Source organism: Richelia intracellularis HH01 (assembly GCF_000350105.1).
In the GTDB taxonomy this organism is placed as follows: domain Bacteria; phylum Cyanobacteriota; class Cyanobacteriia; order Cyanobacteriales; family Nostocaceae; genus Richelia; species Richelia intracellularis.
In genome coordinates this window covers 1-19,865 of sequence record NZ_CAIY01000088.1, presented here as the reverse complement: position 1 = coordinate 19,865, position 19,865 = coordinate 1, and the positions used below count along the sequence as shown (strand labels likewise).

Below are 19,865 nucleotides of genomic sequence, written 5' to 3'. Positions count from 1 at the left end.
TATTATTGATAGCTAATATTATCCATATTTTTCATCAGTGATTGTTATAATTTACTCATATATAACAAGGGTAAATATTTAGTATTGCATAATCATAAATATTATCCACTCTGCAATCACAGTTTATGTTCGGATACTTATTATGTAACTCTGATTTTTTCCCTGTAATATATCCTATAATTGGGGTTTAGGGTATGGACTAAGGATTATATTAAACTTGTTATTAAGGTAAGTAATTAAAGATTATTTAGTAAGCAAACAAGGATAGTAATGAAAAATGGGTAATATTGAAGACAAAATCACTAATAAAGTCCCTGATTGGATTTTAAAACAGCTAGACTCCTCATAAATTTCCCTATGTATAATGCTGACAAATTATATTCTAGGTTGATTAAATTAATTTCCGCCCTTGCTGTACAGTTACGATTATCAGTTGGTATTTTTTAAAACTTCTATTCTACATATCTGATATATCTCCTAAACATTATGCTATATGCAAATGGAAAAACTATCATTTATAAGTTTTGAGCTTAAAATTAAATCTTGAGATGAACAAGTAATTTCATAGTTGAATATTTATAATAAAACTAGAAATCTGAAAATAGAAAGGAATTTATCTACTTAAATGCCAAGGTTTCAATCCGTATGTGGTCTTAGAAAATTTCAGTTAAGATAAGCTTTTGGTTTGTTATCAAGGCAATCATGTGATTGTCCACATCTAACATAATTTAATTTACCTTCTAGGCTAAGTGAAAAAGCTCTCATGATTAATTTGTGTTAATAATATTCAACAATTTTTACTGTAACCCCAAAGAAGACTCTAGCCGCAGATCAGATAAATCACAGTTCAAATAACTCCTCTCAACATATTAGGTTGGAAATACTTCTGATTTGAGCTTGGCAAACCAAAACTTACTAGTAAGTTATACAAATCGCAATCACAGCGATTATAATAAGTATTTTCATCCTAACTATTTACACTTTCTTTATCAAAATGCACAACAACATTGAGGTTTTCCATCATAATTATTCCTTAGAATTTATTGACATTTTATTATAGGCACATACTTTTTAACGTATCTATATAATCTATACTTACAATTTATTTTCTATTTATTAAATACTGTTAATATCAATCTACAATCTAAAGTTATTAGAAAACTCAGATGTGTTTAGCCTTGACTACTTGCTTGTTTAAGAAGGTATTCCCAATCCTTCATGGTATCCTCTGACCACAACCAATTTTTTGCTAGTTCATTTAATTGAAAATTTGTTGGGTCCCGTTTTAAAACCATTTGCTGCAATTTAACTGCCTCATTGAAATATTGTTTCTGTTGGCCAGTAGATTGTTTATGTTTATATGAATATTTATATAAACCCAGAGACAAACCGGCGTAAGCTGTTAGGGGATTTAGTATCATCTCATCCTTGAGCATCACGGTTTTAGGAATCTTAGTATTACTGCTTTTAGATATGGAATTTAAGACTTTAAACCAAGCATCATTTGCTCTATTCAAATCTCCTTCTGCGTAGTAAGCAAACCCTAATACTGTCGCATATAGCACGGAATTTGAATCTAATTCTACAGACTTTTCCCAATGGCGGCGAGCATCATCAACACTGTATTTTAAAATTTTAGTTTGGTTTAGAAGTTGCCCTTTGTTTTGCAGGAGTTGCCAAATTAAACGCCCCCATAGAAAGTGAAGAGATGGACTATCTTCCTGCTCTGTATCTACTGTTCTCAAGACAGCATGGGCATTCTTGAGTGCGTTCCGATTTAACAGTTCTTCTACTGCTTCTAGCCCTGATTTTAAATTTCCTTGGGTGAATTCCTTAGTTGCATATGAGGTAATAATCCCGGTAGCAGAAGTTTTTAAGTTAATATTAAACTGGTGAGTAATTAGTGGAGCTGAACTGGGTATTAATGGGAGAAAATCTCGTGGCCTTGGCTGTTGATTTTGCCCGCACCAACTCAAACCCAGCAAAGTCGTGATCATACCTGTGGTAGCCGTACTAATAATACTTTTTCGACTGATTTTAAGGTTTACATATCCCCCAAGTGATTTTTCTCCGGAACTATTATAACTTTTTGGAACAGTATGTATTTGATCCATTCTGATACTATCAGTATGATATAAATTATCATGGGACACTGTATCAATACCATTAATAGTTCCCTGTAATTGTATTGATACTTGCCGCCAGGAACTCTCCTTTTTTTCCTGGGGTGAGTTGTTTTCATCTACATGGTTTAGGCTTGTAGATGTGTGTTCTCTTTGTATATTAATATTTTTGGGAAACTGTCGCAATTCCTGTAGAATCGTTGTTTCATCCCCGGTGGCTTTCTGTGTATATAATTGATTAAATGAATCCGAAATCATAACAGTATCTTCTGGATATGTAATAGTTGTATAATCTCCATTATTATTCAAATCTAAAATACCCGAATTTTCTTCTCCCAAGCAGTCACACTCTAAAGAATGTAAGGTAATATCTGCAAGCTCCGTAACGTCTAAAGGCAATTTTTTAGTACCAATCTCTTGGGAATATATAATTTCATTGGTTAATCGGGGTTTATACTCACTAAATAGTTCTTCTGATTTCGGCGAATTTACCCTTGAACAAAGATAACCATCAAACTCTGGTTGTAAGTATAAAGTTGGCAAAGCCCAATATATTTGATGGGAGCCATAGGCAGAAATAAGACCCTGCCTCATGCGACTAACGCATAAATCTACTGAATAACCTTGACTTAAATTACGATAAAACAATTGTGCTAAAGTCAAGGCAACTTCATCTGGAATTCTTTCCGACATTGCTAATACACACTTAACACCCTGTTTCACAAGAGTTTCCGTCAGGTTTTGCTCTCTAGATTCTCCACTATCTTTATTTCTTGTAGCTGCATAACTTCCCAAACAAGAATTAAATACTGCCATTTGTATATTATTATTTGCAAGTAAACCAGCTAAATCATTTCCACTTAGAGTTTCAGTCAGCCCATTTCGATGAACTAAGTATATTTCTCCTCCATTTATTCCCAAATTACTATGACCAGAATAATGGAGTACTTGAAAGTTTCTCTGTTCCAAGGCCTGGGTTAATTCTTCTCTTCCAGGTTGTTCTAGAACAGTAACCTGAATTTTTCCATAGACTGAAGTTTCTACATTTCTATTAGTCTGATGCTCGAATTCTTCTTTGAGTTTACTAGCTTCTTGCTTAAGCAAGTCCAGACCTACTTGGTCATTAGGAGAAGCGATTACCATTAGTACATTAATGTCTTCTATCTCCGTATTGCTTGGCATAATACTTGAAGGTAAAGGAGATACCAAATTCATCCCACTATGATAGCGAGAAAAAGCAATATATGGTCCTGTTGCAATGGGTGATTGTTCCTGGTACATAACTTCCCAAGGTAAACGAGCCAATGTAGTATCTTTCAACCCCAAGCGCAGACGCAATAATTGTTGCTGATTTTGAGCAATTCCCTGTGCTGCAATTAAGCTATCCCTGAGAGCGCCTTGAAATAAGGCACTGTAAAGTGTCTGGCCTAGAGTAGTCAAACTAATAGAGTTCCTAGCATTTATTTTTCTGCACGACTCCTATGTATATTTGTTCCCTCTTGCAAAAGTGACTCTAATGGGTCATTCATTAATTGTTCAGCAGTAGCCAACCAATCAGATATTGACCAAGTCACTAATTCTTCTGCCAAAGGTACTCCAGGTGCCACTTTCTCCGTACGCACCAAGTAGTCATTCCGTGCCACTGGGGTTACGGAAATATAAAATTCCTGGGCCACAACTTCTCCTGTTTACCTCTTTAATCTGATGAGAAACACGATCAATTTTAGCTGATATTTAAATACTCCTGATACTTTAGATTCATAAGGGTGCTAAATGTTTCAATCTTCCATTTATTCTGCTAATAGAAGTACTTCACAATTTATCCAGACATTAGAATCTTTCAATTGAAATTAGCAAAATAAGCTTTAACTGCACATCTTCAGTAAAAATAATGGTGATTTCTATACCATGGAGATTGGGTCTATAACCTGTTTGTTATAGTAGAAAATTAATTGACAGATACATTTAGGCTATGCACATAACCAGAAGGCTTAAGAACTTTGAGGAAAAGCCTGTTGTATGTTTTATAACTTTTTAATTGTAGTCAAATCAGTCTAGAAAAGCGGGTAATATAAAAAGCAGAATTTTGTAGGTGAATAAATGGAAAGCTCAACATCCCTGTTGAATATTAACAACTTGAATTTAGATTAATTTAATATTGTCAGGAGATGACCAAATAACAATTTGGCCTCTTAAGACTATTTCCGTATGGAATTTACAACAGTCTACAGAATCTGCAGAATAATCATTCTAAGTAAGAATCATAGGGAAACTGTTTACTTGCCAGACTATTTGGGTAACTTGGCTTAGTAATTAGTCACATAAGTTTTGACAACAAGTATGCATGCTTAAAAAATCCCAAATTCCTTATAAATTCTTATTGTCTTAACTTAAAACCGTGATTATTCTCTAATAATTCCTTTTAGAGCCCAAAAGCTATTGTGGAGATAGTTATTGAAAGATTTTTTATTATAATCACAATTTAAAGCTTTTATTTTTTTCACTTTGTCCGGAGGCAATAGATTTTTAATGAACAGTGTAATGGTAGATGCACCCTGATAACTCATTCCCCCAGTTGGTTTACTCTAACTGGGGGTTTTTTTGACCGTACTTCACCAAAATAAGAGCCCTATAGTAATATTTATCCGCATAAATGAAGAGATTACCCAGAAGATTTTAGTATTAGGTAAGTCATACTAGCCAATTTATCCGGGTTACTCACACTGACTAGGGGAGATTTATGTTAAAGCCAACTTTTCTAAGAGTTTTAGAAAAGTTGTCCGGACGATAAGGACATACTTAGAACAATGTAATGGTAGATGCGCCCTGATAACTTACTTCCCCAGCCAGATTAAATAGGCTGGGGGTTTTCTTCAATTTACTTCAATAGCCTGATGACTATCTCTAATATATCCGGATAATACTAATAAGTCTAGAGAATTTATCTGATAAGTTAGTTGTAATCATTAAATTTACTTGAACTAATCCTATTTGAGTGACCCTACTATATTCTTGTGTACTGGACACAGGAGGACTGAGGTCAGCATACCTTCCATAGTTGTAATAGACTGCAAAGTGCTATTTGGTAAAACATCTATAAAAAAAGAATCCTGTCCTTATTCAGTTCATTTTAGTCTTAAGTCGGATTTTGAAATAAAGTTGTGCATTTATGAGAGTAGTTATGCTGTTAGTTTGATAATATAGTTAAATCCTGTTAAAAGTGCCTAAGCACTTTTGTGTTTATAGAGTTGTTATACAAACAATTATTCTCCTTAAGAGTAACAGACCCCTATGCAATTAGCTGTGATTAAATTTTCCTCAGATGAATGCGGCATATGCCACAAAATGTCCTTCTATGATAGGAGCGTTGTAGAAGAATTGGGTTTGAATTTTATTGATGTAAAAATGCAAGATATAGAAACATATCGCAAATATCGCAGAATCCTACTGAGTCAGTACCCTGATAAGTCAAAAATGGGATGGCCAACTTATATTGTCTGTGACTCCCCGGAAGATGAGTTTAAAATCATAGGTGAGGTAAAAGGTGGATGTCCTAAGGGTGAATTTAGAAGTCTAATACAGGAAGTATTAGACTCACCTATTGTTTTAGAGTAGATAGTTTTGAAGGGTTTGGATTCTAGTGGCAGAATAGTCCTAGTAGAAGTTATGATATAGCTTCTAATTATTTTCGTGATTCTGACTTCGTTAACTGTTTTGAGAAGGCTCCTTTCTTTTTTTTGTGATTCCTTGTTTTATCTTATAAATTACTCTTTACCCTCAAAGAATATACCATTGACCGTATAAGTCTTAAATTATGTTGAATCACATCCCTGTATGATAATAACCACAGGTTGGCACCGCCCAGGTTCATGAATTTGGGTACAGGTGAAATGGGTAAAAGTAGTTTCACTAAATAGAAGAGTATCTATACACTAAATCATAAGCAGAAATTAATACAACAATGACTGTGAATTTTGGCTTTTAACAATATTTTCTAACATCATCAATTAACACTATATACACTTTTATATAACTTATACCTGCAGAAAGTCTTGATTATTTTTAGAGTTAAGCACGTAATAACGGCATATTTTTTCCGCTATTTCTGGAAGCTTGCCATACATATCTAATTTTCCGTACATATCTACTAAATAACTAGGGGAGATATGATGGCCCACCCTAGTGTTGCTGTTGGTTCTCATGTTAAAGTTAGACATTTGTTGAGGGATAATTTTTCTGTTATGACAATCAATACTATCAATAATAATTGATTTATAAGTCCTAAAAACCGTGATTTAGATTTACTACATCAGGATTTATTATAATAAGGAAGATAGGAATAAATCTGTCTCCTAAGTGTTAGTTATTTGAAAATTTGGTGTCTGACACACTTGGTATATATTCAGCTTCTTCCATGTAAATATAGCAGTAGAATATAAATTCTAAAAGGAAATTTAGGTTATTTAGAGAGTGATTAATAACTTGGTTCAATCACTAATTATTTAAGTTATTCCTATATTTCTACTAGTTCTACAATCATATCTTTAGGGACATATCGTCCTAGCATGTAAGTGCTAAAATCAATTTCTAGTAAGCAATTCCAATCTCAGCCTACTCTAGAAGGAGATTAAGGTTGTAAGCAGAAACTAGAATGTTGGAAATCATGATAGGAGGTTGTGGGAGGAGAACTGGCATTTTAACCTAGAGAGAAATTAATATACCACTTGAATTTGGTTGAACCTCTTAATTACCTAGTGACTTTATTTCCTAATCTTATTGTTAATGTCTTAGATATTAGGGGAATATTGCTCTAGAAATCATAAATAAGCCATCATTAAACCTGTAAGACTATGAATTTTGAATTGAATTTATTTCCAGCACCTATTGAAATGGCAGGTTTTCTACCCCGCAAGTTAGTACCTTGTTTTGCATAGTCTTAAAAATGTTGTAAAAACCATTCGCGCGGGAAGGGGTAAGACTGACATTTAATCCTATTTCTTGAATAAAATCTGGAGTTAGCTGTATGATTTCATCAGGTGATAAGCCCTGTAAACCCTCAATTAACAATCCTACTAACCCTTTTGTTAACTGAGAGTCAGAGTCTCCCATGTATATTACCTTTCCTGATTCAAGGAAAGCAGTAATATAAACTTGAGAAATACATCCAGGAACCTTATTTCCCGGTATTTTTTGTTCTTCTGGAAATTGTTGGAGACGTTGTCCATACCAAATTAACTGTTCATAGCGTTGTTTGGGTTCTTTAGCCCTTTTAAAGCGCTGGACAATTTTAGTAAGAGCTGGTGGTAAGAAGTCTTTACTCGGAGACATAACAAAACAAGATAATTGGCAATATTATATTGAGTTTAAATTATTCGTGGGTGAATTGTAACTTTAATTAGGAGTAAAACTTATATAAGGTTTATGCAAAAAATAGTCTGATCATCAACATATAGGAACTTTAGGCTGTTTGATCTATTTTAAAATATTAAAATTAAGTGCTATGTCAATTAGTTATGATAACTATATTACTTCAATCATTTTCCAATTTTTGTTTTCAGAACAACATATAAACTCATCAAGTACGATAAATAAATATTAAATATTGATGCACACATGTACTTTATATTGATAATCTCTGGTACAAAGTAATTATTAGTATTTACCATCAGACACTAGGTTTTAGGAGTATATGTGGTGTTGATATTATCCACACTAGTAACTACGGCAACCACACCTCTACCATGGGGTCAAACCACTGGTATAATAATGGTTGTGTGTAATATAATTGCTATTGCTATTGCCAAATTGACTGTCCAGTATCCCAGTTCAGGTCCTGCTTTACCGTTTTCTCAATTTTTTGGCGGGATGGGTTTACCAGGATTATTAGCAACTACATCTTTAGGCCATATTTTAGGAGCAGGTGTAATCTTAGGACTACATGGCATTGGTAAAATTTAGTGGTCTAATGAATTTAAAAGAGTTCCATAATTATTTTGAACTCTTAAATGGGCTAGGGTTTTTCTTTGGCTCATTTTTGTTTTCCTTTTTAAGGAAAACAGTATAGCAAGATATTCATTGTTACTTCAAATTTTCCAGAGAGTGAATTTTAACGGTTAGTATATAGCAAGTTCATATGAAGTCTAAATCTCTCGGATTTTTTGGACTATCTTTTAGAGAGTATTAGGCTAATCGCTCGGTGGGTTATAGTAGGATAAATAAAATTATTTTATGTTTTTGTCAATAACTCTATAGTTTTGGAATAATTGCTTACAAGTAATACACCAAGCATAAGCACGCCATATTACCCAATATTTTTAGCTTATGTAAAGCAGTTAGTTTGGTTAGATATTAAAACTAATTGAATAATTTAATAAAAAAATTATTCCCTATGGTAAGAGAAGTACTTCCTTAAGATCATCATCCACCTAAATATTTTCTACTGTGATCATTTAAATAGTGTAATAAATAGTTTTGGAAGTTTTAAGCCTACAGAATCATCTATAAATCAGAATTTAGGTTTTGATTTATAGAGAGTTTTTAGTTGATACCCACCATGTTGACCCCCTTAGGAGCGAAGACAATATCACATTTATAGATCACTAAATTATAGACTTTGTACTCACTCTTATCTGTTTGATTTTTAAAATTTGTATAGCTGATAAATCCTCATAGTGATTCACTCAGGCGGGTAGACTTTATTCATATTACTAATGGCATTACTCTCTACTAGTTATTTACTTTTTATACTGATAGAGCTTTTCTATGAGTTATCTGATATTTCCAATAAACTCTTATCTTTACCAGGTAGTTTTTGTCGAAAGTACTCTTCCATAATTTGTAAAATCATAGGACCGGCAACATTACTACCACTACCACCAGCATGTTCAGCAAAAGCAACTACTACTATTTCTGGCTTATCAGCCGGGGCATAAGCACCAAACCAAGCATGGTTTTGTTTAACTTTGCCTTTCCATGCTTCTGCAGTACCGCTTTTACCGGCAATTGGTGGAACTGTAGGCCTATTAAGTCCTTTACCAGTACCCTCTGTAATTACCATACGAAGACTATCTTGCAAGATCTTCAGTGTAGTTCGTTTCATCTTAATTTCTTGATAATGGTTTGTAACTTTATTATTAATATCAATCAGGTGTGGCTGTACGATGTTCCCTCCATTAGCAGGTACGGAAAACATTACTGCTACCTGTAAAGGTGTAGTTAATAATGCTCCTTGCCCAATAGATATATTAATCGAATCACCTACAGTCCAAGACATTTTCCATTTTCTTCTCTTCCAATATTTATCAGGAACCAAGCCTTTTGATTCTCCACTTAAATCAATTCCTGTAGGTTTACCAAAACCAAATTTTTGAGCCCAATCAATTAAAGTTTGACCTCCTATAATTTGGGCAATTTGATAGAAAAAGGTATCACTACTCATTGCTATTGCCTTACTAAAACCTATTGCTCCAAATCCCATACGGTTCCACTCCCTAAAGTTAGTCCCATCAATAGTTAGAGAAGGATAGGTTTGTAGAATAGTCTTGGGGGAAAATTTCCCTGATTCCAAGGCAGCAACGGTAGTGACTATTTTAAAAGTACTAGCGGGTGGAAAGGAACTAAGAGCACGATTTACCAAGGGATGAGATTTACCAGACAGTATATTTTGCAGTGCTTTAGGTGAAGGTCTTTGCTCAGAAAAAATATTGGGTTCAAAGGTTGGATGAGATACCAGTGCCAGAATAGCCCCATTATTGGGATTCATAACAACTACCGCCCCATTATAACCATTTAGAGCTTTATCTGCCGATCTCTGAATATCCAAATTCAGGGTTAATTTAATATTCCTGCCTGATTTTGCCTGCTTTTCTCCCAATACTCTAATTGGTCTACCTCTATGGTCAACTTCAACTTGTTGGCCACCCCATTCCCCCCTTAAAATCTTTTCATAGGTTTTTTCTATACCTTGTTGACCAATGACATCCCCTAGACGATAACCATCTTTTTTCTTTTTTGCTAGTTGCTCAGCTGTCAGTTCTCTTGTATATCCAATTACGTGAGCAATATATTTACCATGAGGGTAGTAACGTACTGCTTCTGCATGAATCTCTACGTCTTGCAGTTCGTTTTCATACTCTTTTAAAGCAGTTATTTGCTCTAGGTTTAAATTGCGAGCAATTCTCACTAATGTTTCAACATTGTAACCCTTTTCCTGCAATACTTCTTCTATTTCTTTTTGAGGAATTTTAAGAATTTGGGAAAGTAAGGGGCCAACTTTAGACCATGTTGGCCTAGTATGGGCCATAGGCCATACATATGCAGAATGGGGATAACGGGTAGTTGCCAGTAGTTTACCATTTCTATCAAAAATATTACCTCTCTCTGGTTGCTTCAGGATTGTTCTTACCCTATTTGCTTCGGCTCTTTTCCTATAATTAGAACCTTCTACCAACTGTAGAAATGCTAACCTAGAGGCTATAATTCCCATAATGAGTAATGTGAATATAAGAAAAAATACAGCTTGAGGTTTTTTACCTACTGTTCGCGTAATTTTATTTACACTCAAATTAGGGAATTCTAATAAAGCCATAAGACAAAATTCAACTTTTTCATTAGATATTGTATATAAGTGTATATATGATTTACTTCATAAGACTAACTAGAATTGAAGTATAAACTTTTAGGAAACTGTATCCTTTATAAGTTATAATTAATTGATTAACTGATTTATTTAAGATACCTCAGTAGGATCATAACTAACGTAATAAAAGTTGGGAAAAATAAAAATATTGGGGTTTATAAAATTGTGGACATGATCTAATCAACTCATTATGATTGTGGCTTTGTTTTCTCATTAGCCATCAAAATATTAGAACATAATTAGTTTATAAGTACTTTGAGGCTGAATCATATATCATGTGTTTGAATTCTCTCACTAGAGACCTATGATACATGGTATTAATGCCATATGATTTCAGCAGAAGGCTGATGTAGGCAATTATTCGAAGTCAACCCAGAGTAATAATTCTGCCTGATATAAAGTTGATAAATGCTATATATCAAACTAAATACTATGTATTAGATAAAACTTTTGGCTTATTTGTAATGTGTCAGAGATTATTCAAAGACTATGGTTTCTGATGCAAAATATAAGAGGTTTTGATACTTTCCTGTATTTTGTATTTAATAACAGATTAATTGGTATAAATCCTTAAACCTAATGTATTTTTCAAATATCCTCCAAAATCTAGTCTGAGAGTCATTTACTAGACTTGAATTAACTAGCGTAAAAATCATAGTCAAATATAATGCAATATTATTAATCTTTTAAATAACCAGATACAGATATAACTGCATCATACATCTTGAGAAATTAGGATATTCTATGGGGATCAATTAATGGGGTCATAAGCTAACTATTAGTCAAATGATAGTATATCCAAAAATCATAATTCAGTATAGACAACGAATTGCTTCTAAAAGAATCTTAGCCTTATTTATTCTTTATTCATATTCTTTTCCGGGTTCGGAATCTGTAACTATCTCTGTATTATATTACACACTACCATAGTTCTAATTGCTATAGCACTATTTAACTGACCTTCGAAATCATAGTATCTATAAACCCCAAAATATAAACCACGGCGATATGACTCTAACTCGTGAATTATTTCTATGGCACAAACTTTGGATACACAACTGCTGACTGTATCTGCAGGAAAATTAAGTTTTGAGGAAATCCCAGGCTGTTTTATGTGGAGCTAGCTTACCAAACACGTTACTAACAATATGCATAACATGCGAATAACCTTATACAACCATCAGTTCATTTACTGTGATGTTTCTACTAGAACATATCTTACCTAAATCATTTTGCCCCAAGTCCACTAATATAATATGTTAGGCAGTTTCTTTGGGGTCTTGAAGTAAATTTTCTGCCAATGATTTGTCTTCTTAAGAAATTTTACTCCAAGGACGAGTTACTGCGTTAGGGTGAACAGTTGCAACCATATTGTTTCATCTAATTTGGCTTTCACCACAACCTCCTGACTGGAACCAACAATTTGCTATTCGGGGAAGCGGAAATAAGCCATGTAAGTAGAAGGATTAATTTATCCAAGTAAGTAGTAAAGGGATCCCCTCTGAATTAGGTTGATAACTTTTAAGAGATGACTACTTGAAAAATGTACCTGGCTTTTATGTATTCTGTAGCCTTATTCACGCTTTTGCAAAATAATTCTCGAGTAAAGCTACTCTGATTTTATTTTATTATCTGACGGTTTCTAAATGAGGGTAGTTTTGTAAGATGAAAGGGGCAAAGACAACCTACTTATCATAAAAATAACCTATTCATTATAAGAAATCACCTAAATTTTGTGTTTTACCTGATCAAAAACCATCAGGAATATGATCTGGAGGATAAATTGGTACTTGTGGTTCAATCCAATTAATTCATTACATAAGCTCAAAAAACAAATAACCTAATAATTCCTAGGAGTAGTTAGGTCAACTTTACTTGTTTAGGAGCTCTAATATAGATAGGTATTCAAAATTGTAAATGGATAACCCTCAAAATTTTTTTGAGAAATATTACGGTAGGTTTGGATAGCACAGCACAGTAATTCCCTGTTTTTTGTCCTTGGAATTTTTCACATTGTATTGACAAAATCCATAAGGCATTACAACTAAGTAGACTATAATGTCCGTTTTCTCCATCTTATACCGATTCCAATAAATACTGTAGGATTTTCCTGCACATACTTTATATGAGGCAGATACAGGTGGATCTAAGATCTAAATCTGCAATATTCTTGATACATAGGAATGAAATTAACTTGTTAAGCTAAATTAGAAAACTCGGAAAAATTATGGGAAAGAGAAATCATAAGAATTTATTTATTTTTTGTAAACTCACCTAGAATAACTTGTCGAAGATAAATAATAATTCCAGCCAATTCTTAGCAATTTTTTTGAAATGTTACAAGAAGAATATAAGGCTCATTGCCTGGATAATGCAGAGTTCACTGAAGAATGATAAAAAGATTTTTAGCTTACATTAATATTTATTTTCTTGTTTTTATTCCTAAAAAAATTACCCTGAGGCAATTCACTAATAACAATAATAATATTATTATTGTTATTTAACAAAGCCTATTTTTCAAATATGGACAGATAAAGGAATAAGAGAAAAGATGTAAATACCCAATTTGGATAAAGCTTTTCATATATTTTGGGAATCATAGCAACAGGATATCTATGAAAACCATTTAGTATATTGATTTAAAGCACCAAGATAGTAAAAGCACCAAGATAGATATAATTTCTTGGTGCCAGAAAATAAATCAAACTGGGTTACAGTTCATAGTTAAAATTGAGACTATACACTAAGCATCATGAGTCGCTCTACCACTGAACTTAATTTGTGATGGGTTTGGGTTACTACCAATATTACGAGGTACGAAACGTACCTTTTCACGCCTTTGGTTTACCTTCTCGGGAAAGACACCATCAGCGGGGTGAATTAAAGTGTCAGAGCCACGTGAAACTCTATAAACTTTATAGTCGTTGATTTTCAATTTACGTAGTTGTGTACCTAAAGCCAAACCTTGCTCTTTACGAGCAAGGTAAAGTAAATTTTCTCCTTTATGCATAACAGCAGCTCCACCAGTAGGCATCTCAAAAACCTTCTCTTCCTTACCGGTCCAAGTAACTGCATACTTTTCCTCATCTTCAGCAGCTTTTAGCAAACCGCCAGTGCTACCACCAAACAAGGGAGTTTCTCCAGAAAGTGTCATAACTGTTCACTAGAACGTTTTTACGGCATACTAACATTGCATACCATCTAATGTTGTGTTCATGTCATAGTCTGTAATAGTTTGCAGTATTTCTCGAAGCAACTATTAACTTCAACTCTACATCTCCAATCTTTAATTTCTTTATCTCCCCTTACAGCCAAACCATAGGAATAGTAAAATAAAACTGGCTACCTTGATTCTTTCCTGCTGATTCAGCCCAAATATCTCCACCCCAGTTATTCACTATCTGACGACATATTCCCAGCCCTAAGCCTGTACCACCGACTGTACGCCTTAAAGCGCCCTCTTCTTGGTAGAACAGTTCGAAAACTGTTTCTAAACGGTTAGGTTCAATTCCCCTGCCTGTGTCTGTAACACAAACTTGTATCATTTGACTACCATTTTTATGAGCATTGATTGTTATTGCTCCTGTAACTGGGGTGAATTTGCAGCTGTTATCTACTAACTTTGCAAGTACTTCTACTAGCCAATCACCATCAGCCTTCACCAGAGGTAATTGAGGTGGAATTTCTGTGGCGATGGAGGGTAGTTTTCCACTACCAGCACGGGTGGATACCTGACTGAGAGCTAAATCAATACATTCTTGCAAATTCAGAGGTTCTGGATGCCATTCGACTTTACCACTTTCCAAGTTAGAAAGGGTTAGGAAATCTTGAATTAATTTCCGCATTCTTTCCGAGTCTTCTAACGCCGTACTTATCATTATCTGTTGTAATTCGGGAGGCATCTCTGGACCACTGGCAAGACTTTCCAAGCAAACTCGAATAGTGGATAAGGGTGTACGTAATTCATGGCCGGTAATAGCAATTAAGTTACTGCGAGTCCGATCAAGAGCTTCTAATTGGTGATTTAGTTTTTCCAGGTTAGCATAGGCTTCTGCTTGAATTAAAGCTGCTCCAACAGAAGTTGCGATTGATTGAACTAAATCTAACTCTCCTGAGTACCATTCACGGGGTTTCTTATTGCAGTAATGTAATTCCACAACCCCTAGCAGTCTTCCCTGATATAGTACTGGTTCCATTAACCAAGAGCGAATACCAAATTTTTTGATTATATACCTCAGTACTTTAGATTTTTTTATTCGAGGATCATGAATGGTATCAACTATATAAACCCCTTCTTCTGTCTTGACTATCTCCTCAAATAGGGGATTATTTGCTAGTTTCCAGGGTTGATAAGATGCGGGTAAGATGCCAGGCATTAGGAATTCTTGTTCGATTATTACTTGGCTATCATGTTCTTGAGAGCAATAAATTAAACACCTACAAGCTTCCAAATTTTTTCCTAATTCCCTAGCTGCAATTTTCAGAATTTCTTCTGGCTTTAAAGACCGTCTAATTGTACTACTTATAGAATTCACCAAGCGTTCTTTACGTGTTTGTGCTGATAGGGAACGATATGCCTTATGTAATTTGTACTGACTAGCCTGTAAATAAGCAATTAAACGCTGAACAAAAGGATCTGTGTCAATATCATAAACAAATTCACTTTTATTTTGTTCTGACATATCACGTTCTAATCTGCCAATCCCGAATCTCTGCCTTGTTTTTTCTATTTTCCCTAATAGTTCTGGTCTATACAACAAAATCCTATCCAAAAGTAACTCTGCCGCTTTTAGGCTTACTCCCCTATCTGCTGTCCAAATACCCTCAAATCTTCTGGCTGCATCAGCATCCATGCTTGGAGTTAAATGTCTTTGGTGTTGATATTTAGCAATCGAACCCAGGCATTCCCTACAAATTAAACAAGTTGTATAATTCCGGGCCAGTACTAACAAATGCCATTCTTGAGCTAAGGCGTCATCTGGTTCAAAAGGAACTTTCTCATAATAGTCAGAGCCGTCAAAAAAATCTGTTTCTGGAGCAGATAACACATAAATATGATTGCTTTTTCGTGCTAAACGCTCGTAACGGTGTGCTTCTTGACGGTAAAAACGCTCCCTTTGAAAGTTCGCTATTATCAATGGCTGCTCTAAAGTTGCTGCTAAAACTTGATCTTCCATTGCATGAGAGAGAGCTGTAAGGGAAGCCTTGAAATATAGCTGGGGTCGCAGGTGGGGTAAGACCTGTAGCAGTCCAGTCAACACAGAAATAGAAATGCTCATGAATATTTTTCAAGAGAGCCAGAGTATGCAAAAAATCTTTATCACAGCTGCATTGTACAAATTACAATGCCCGGTTAAGTCAGTTTAAATGTTGCAATATGTAAAGAATATTGAACAACCGACCTGAAAAATTATGATGCAAAAATGCAAAACCATAGTTTTTAACTGTGTCTATTTTATTCCCTTAAAACTACCTATTGTTTACTAGTATTTTTACTTTCCTGGCATATGTATTTTATTGCAACGGTTTATCTACTTAATTTATCCTTGTATTTTATATACAGGTATTTTGGGGAAATTCTCCGTGATAAATTATCCCAAATTTTGCAAATAGAAGGTTACTATATCTGCCATGCGAATTTCCTCGAACTACTATCCTCTGAAATTTTTTAGTATATTAGGGAGGAATCATCTGCTACTTGAATAGGATATTTTTGTTAGAAGATGGTGGTAGTAATTCTAATGAAAATCATGGCCCTATAATACTTTTTAAATTAGCTTGTTCAATTAGCATAAGTAAATATACCCTATGACACTTCTGGTTACAGAACACATAAGATTATTTTCTGTGCTTATCTGACCTCTTCTAAAAATTTATGGGTATGGGACTCAGAATATTTTGAGCAGCTCAATTAGTTAGAACTCCCATTCCACTAAGCATTTCAAAAAATATCAGGATGATTTTCTTGAATCAGTTTTTTGGAGCTGTTTAATAAGAACTATAAGAATTTTAAGTGGTTAACTCTTATAGCCAAGTAACTCAAAATAAAAACTAATTCTTCCCAAATACCATCAAATGCTTTACAAAGGGTCTATTTTTTCAGTCTTAATGCTAGCCTAAAAAACTATCATGTGGTGATAGCTGATTGATACAATTAAGTGTATTAGGTAACAATATAATATCTAATATATGGTAACAATAAAAGTTAAGTACGGAACAGAGTCTATCAATCTGGATTATCTTAATCACATCAATATGTGAAGTATCTATTTGCTCCAGGAGAAATGATAATTTTTATGGTGCTTATAAGCCAATATTCATATCCCTTAGCTTAGAATATAATTTCTGATTAAAAATATATCTTCTAATTTCCTCAAACTTTCTAGGGGCTATTTATACAGTGATAGAATTTTTATATCATGACTATAACTAATGCAATCAATATTTTTAGCCTATTGCTGATTCTAAAGATGTCTAGAATATAAGGTCACTCAATATTGACATGTATCAAGAACCTTAAGCAGTACAAGTGCTACACGAAAAAAACCTGTGTATTATTCCTGATAGGAATTTTGTTTTATTTTTATGTTAGTTACGGTATGCATTAAAAAAGTGACCATTACATCTACTTCAAGTTTAAGGTGAAATCCCACCACCTCATTTGTTCGTAAATCTTATTTGATGCTATTCTAAAGTAGTAGTGATTTAATTTATTACCAGTTAGCATTGCAAGTATATCCAAAGTCCCTACTCTCAATTATAGTGAATACCCATCACCCCACAATAGATTTTCAGTTTAGCAAAAGCATTTTCAAGAACTTAAGCATGATTAAATAAGTAATTTTTTTATTTTCACCCTTTAGCTGATTGCCTATCTTTAGACCTTATTATACGATATTAATTAGTATATTTATTACTATGCTGTTATTCAAGTTGAAACTAATAAAAACCTATATAAACATGAATGCCATGTGCTATATTTACTGCTTTTTATTCATGTTTATATAGATTTTTTATAAACTTTTCCTAGATTTATCTTGTTTACAACTAATATAATCTTCCTTACTTTAATTAACTACTAAGAATTTACCAATAAATATAAGTATTTTACTCAAATGATCAAATTCTTGATTGTATAGATATTTAGGAAGTTAAACTCCATAATTCATGGTTTATTTGATCTCATGAAAATATCTAATAAATTATTCTGCACAGTTTAATTTTTGCTCTGATAATATTATCTCCTTTTACCTGAATGAAGAATATTTAATGTCACTTATTATTTATGTTATTTATAAATTCGGAAATAAATCTAAGTAATAATTATAATTATATGGAAGTTCTTGTAAGTTAAATGCTAAGTGAAACTTGGCACATAACAGAATATAAAAATTTGAATGGAGTATATGCATAACTAAGGTCTATATATTTTGTAGAAAGTAACTTAACGTTCAATAAAATATACTATTTAGTAGTATATAAGATTGGTATTCAGGTTTCCTCATAGAGTTTTAAAGACTTCTAGAATAAGTTCATTAATTGCCTACATTAAGTGCTCTTATTCTAATTCCTGCTTTATATCTAGCATTGTATTATATGGCTATTAAACTTTTATTGTAATTTATATTATAGCAATATCATAATATTAGTTGATTACCTAGATATCAGGATAAAGTATTAAATTAATTGTTTAAAAAAATAATATTGTATAGAATAATATGTTCTATAATTAGGTATACCAAATTATCTATAAAGAACTCAAGCCTAAAATTTAAGCAATTTATATGAGGGAGTCTACACATCTAAATTTAATATTTGCTCAGATGATTTGTAGCAAAAAAATTGGCCACAAATGCTCTCTTAGGAAAATATCTGTATTTTTATCAATAAATTAGTGCTATATTACAGCATTCTATTAATAACTATCAATACAATACTTATATACTAGATGAGTATATAAGTATTGTATTTTGAATTTCTACCCATAAATTATATATAAAATAAATTGAAATTGCAAAGTAATAAGAATAGATAACATATGTATTTTAGATATTTTATAAAATAATAAGTGAGAGAGCATTAGGCGGTAATTAATTGATAGGAAGGCTATATTCATAGAATTCATAATCCGGAATAACTTTATTATTAATTTTGATATAAGAGTTAAGTAATACTAGGCATATAATAGTCAATTTATTGGGGGGATTATTTAGCATCATTAAAATATGATTTGCACTCTCATATCAACTAGAAACACTTGTCAATAATACGTATATGAAAAATTATAGAATTAAATTAAAATATTATAATAGAGAATGAATACTAAACTACACATCAGCATTAATTCGTATATTTAAATCTAGAAAATTAGAAATAAATAACCATAATATACTTATGGCTATAATAACAGCTGACAAAAAAATCCAGCATCTAATTTAGAAAATATACTAAAATAATTAGTCAAATTACTATTACTAGTATTACTGATATCAATTTGGGAAAAGTTTTTGTTCTAATCACTTCTGATGAATATCATAAGCAACATTTATTGGAGATATGGTTAGAATAGTGCTTAGGAGCGCAGATATGGTTAATAACACATTTCTACTATTGCTAGTCAATAAACTAAATACTGTAGAATGAAATATATAAAATATTGAAGGGTATAATATTATCTTTCAATTTGAAGAAAATTCAATGCTGCTATTTTGTAATTAATAATTAGATTTAGCAATAGTTATGATAGAGTCATAGACTCTTATTAATATAATTAAAAATTATATTAATAAATAAGTTAAAATATGATCTAAGATATGAATATAGAGCCATACTTTCTGTCTTATCAAAGCCAAAGTTTTTCTCTATTGGGCTAAATTATTATAGTTATTAAAGACTAAAAAATCATGAGTTACTATTGGCTATATGGGAATAATTTCTAATACTAGACTAGTTATAAATCAAGAGTTACTAGTATGCGGAGTAGAGAACTGAATATATTAAGTATTATATTTGTATGCTTTTAAGCAAGATAAAAACTTATATTATGCAAATATATAGAATGAATTCATTGTATACTTTTCTAAGTAAGATATTAAGCCAAATGT

At 32.7% G+C, this 19,865-nt stretch carries 7 protein-coding genes and 2 pseudogenes; 2 read left to right on the top strand and 7 right to left on the bottom strand.

What is annotated here, in order from left to right; genetic code table 11:
- Positions 1–1,172: 1,172 nt before the first annotated feature.
- Positions 1,173–3,799 (bottom strand): annotated as a pseudogene (locus tag RINTHH_RS09740) (CHAT domain-containing protein).
- 1,615 nt (positions 3,800–5,414) lie between these two features.
- Between RINTHH_RS09740 and RINTHH_RS09735 the strand changes: the two are divergent.
- The gene (locus RINTHH_RS09735) at positions 5,415–5,738 is read left to right on the top strand and encodes a hypothetical protein (protein WP_044305010.1); all 324 of its coding nucleotides are present in this window, start codon (positions 5,415–5,417) and stop codon (positions 5,736–5,738) included.
- Between the two features lie 419 nt (positions 5,739–6,157).
- Here RINTHH_RS09735 and RINTHH_RS10925 read toward each other — a convergent pair whose 3' ends face one another.
- Both RINTHH_RS10925 and RINTHH_RS09730 read right to left on the bottom strand, forming a co-directional pair.
- Entirely contained in the window at positions 6,158–6,340 is a 183-nt protein-coding gene (locus RINTHH_RS10925) for a hypothetical protein (RefSeq protein ID WP_155943972.1), read from the bottom strand.
- 664 nt (positions 6,341–7,004) lie between these two features.
- Entirely contained in the window at positions 7,005–7,451 is a 447-nt protein-coding gene (locus RINTHH_RS09730) for a SufE family protein (RefSeq protein WP_044305009.1), read from the bottom strand.
- A gap of 369 nt (positions 7,452–7,820) precedes the next feature.
- Here RINTHH_RS09730 and psaK point away from each other — a divergent pair, with 369 nt between their 5' ends.
- Entirely contained in the window at positions 7,821–8,081 is a 261-nt protein-coding gene (gene psaK / locus RINTHH_RS09725; protein ID WP_044305020.1) for a photosystem I reaction center subunit PsaK, read from the top strand.
- 802 nt (positions 8,082–8,883) lie between these two features.
- On the opposite strand, the gene mrdA is transcribed toward psaK, so the two are convergent.
- From mrdA to RINTHH_RS09710, 4 genes and pseudogenes are all read right to left on the bottom strand, one after another.
- Positions 8,884–10,710 (bottom strand): penicillin-binding protein 2, encoded by a 1,827-nt coding sequence (gene mrdA / locus RINTHH_RS09720; protein WP_008235953.1) that lies wholly within the window; start codon positions 10,708–10,710, stop codon positions 8,884–8,886.
- Between the two features lie 914 nt (positions 10,711–11,624).
- Positions 11,625–12,375 (bottom strand): annotated as a pseudogene (locus RINTHH_RS11780) (chorismate-binding protein); the annotation flags it as partial.
- Between the two features lie 1,129 nt (positions 12,376–13,504).
- Positions 13,505–13,915 carry a photosystem I reaction center subunit II PsaD gene (locus RINTHH_RS09715; protein ID WP_008235951.1) on the bottom strand — a complete coding sequence of 137 codons (411 nt, stop codon included), beginning with the start codon at positions 13,913–13,915 and terminating at the stop codon, positions 13,505–13,507.
- A 151-nt stretch (positions 13,916–14,066) separates the two neighbouring features.
- Positions 14,067–16,040: a DICT sensory domain-containing protein gene (locus RINTHH_RS09710; RefSeq protein ID WP_008235949.1), complete on the bottom strand. Its 1,974-nt coding sequence runs from the start codon at positions 16,038–16,040 to the stop codon at positions 14,067–14,069.
- Positions 16,041–19,865: the final 3,825 nt, after the last annotated feature.

What these genes read in the sequence shown, in the direction of transcription:
- mrdA (WP_008235953.1), bottom strand. Translation starts at nt 10,710, where the DNA reads ATGGCTTTATTAGAATTCCCTAATTTGAGTGTAAATAAAATTACGCGA.
- RINTHH_RS09710 (WP_008235949.1), bottom strand. Translation starts at nt 16,040, where the DNA reads ATGAGCATTTCTATTTCTGTGTTGACTGGACTGCTACAGGTCTTACCC.
- RINTHH_RS09735 (WP_044305010.1), top strand. Translation starts at nt 5,415, where the DNA reads ATGCAATTAGCTGTGATTAAATTTTCCTCAGATGAATGCGGCATATGC.
- RINTHH_RS09715 (WP_008235951.1), bottom strand. Translation starts at nt 13,915, where the DNA reads ATGACACTTTCTGGAGAAACTCCCTTGTTTGGTGGTAGCACTGGCGGT.
- RINTHH_RS09730 (WP_044305009.1), bottom strand. Translation starts at nt 7,451, where the DNA reads ATGTCTCCGAGTAAAGACTTCTTACCACCAGCTCTTACTAAAATTGTC.
- RINTHH_RS10925 (WP_155943972.1), bottom strand. Translation starts at nt 6,340, where the DNA reads ATGTCTAACTTTAACATGAGAACCAACAGCAACACTAGGGTGGGCCAT.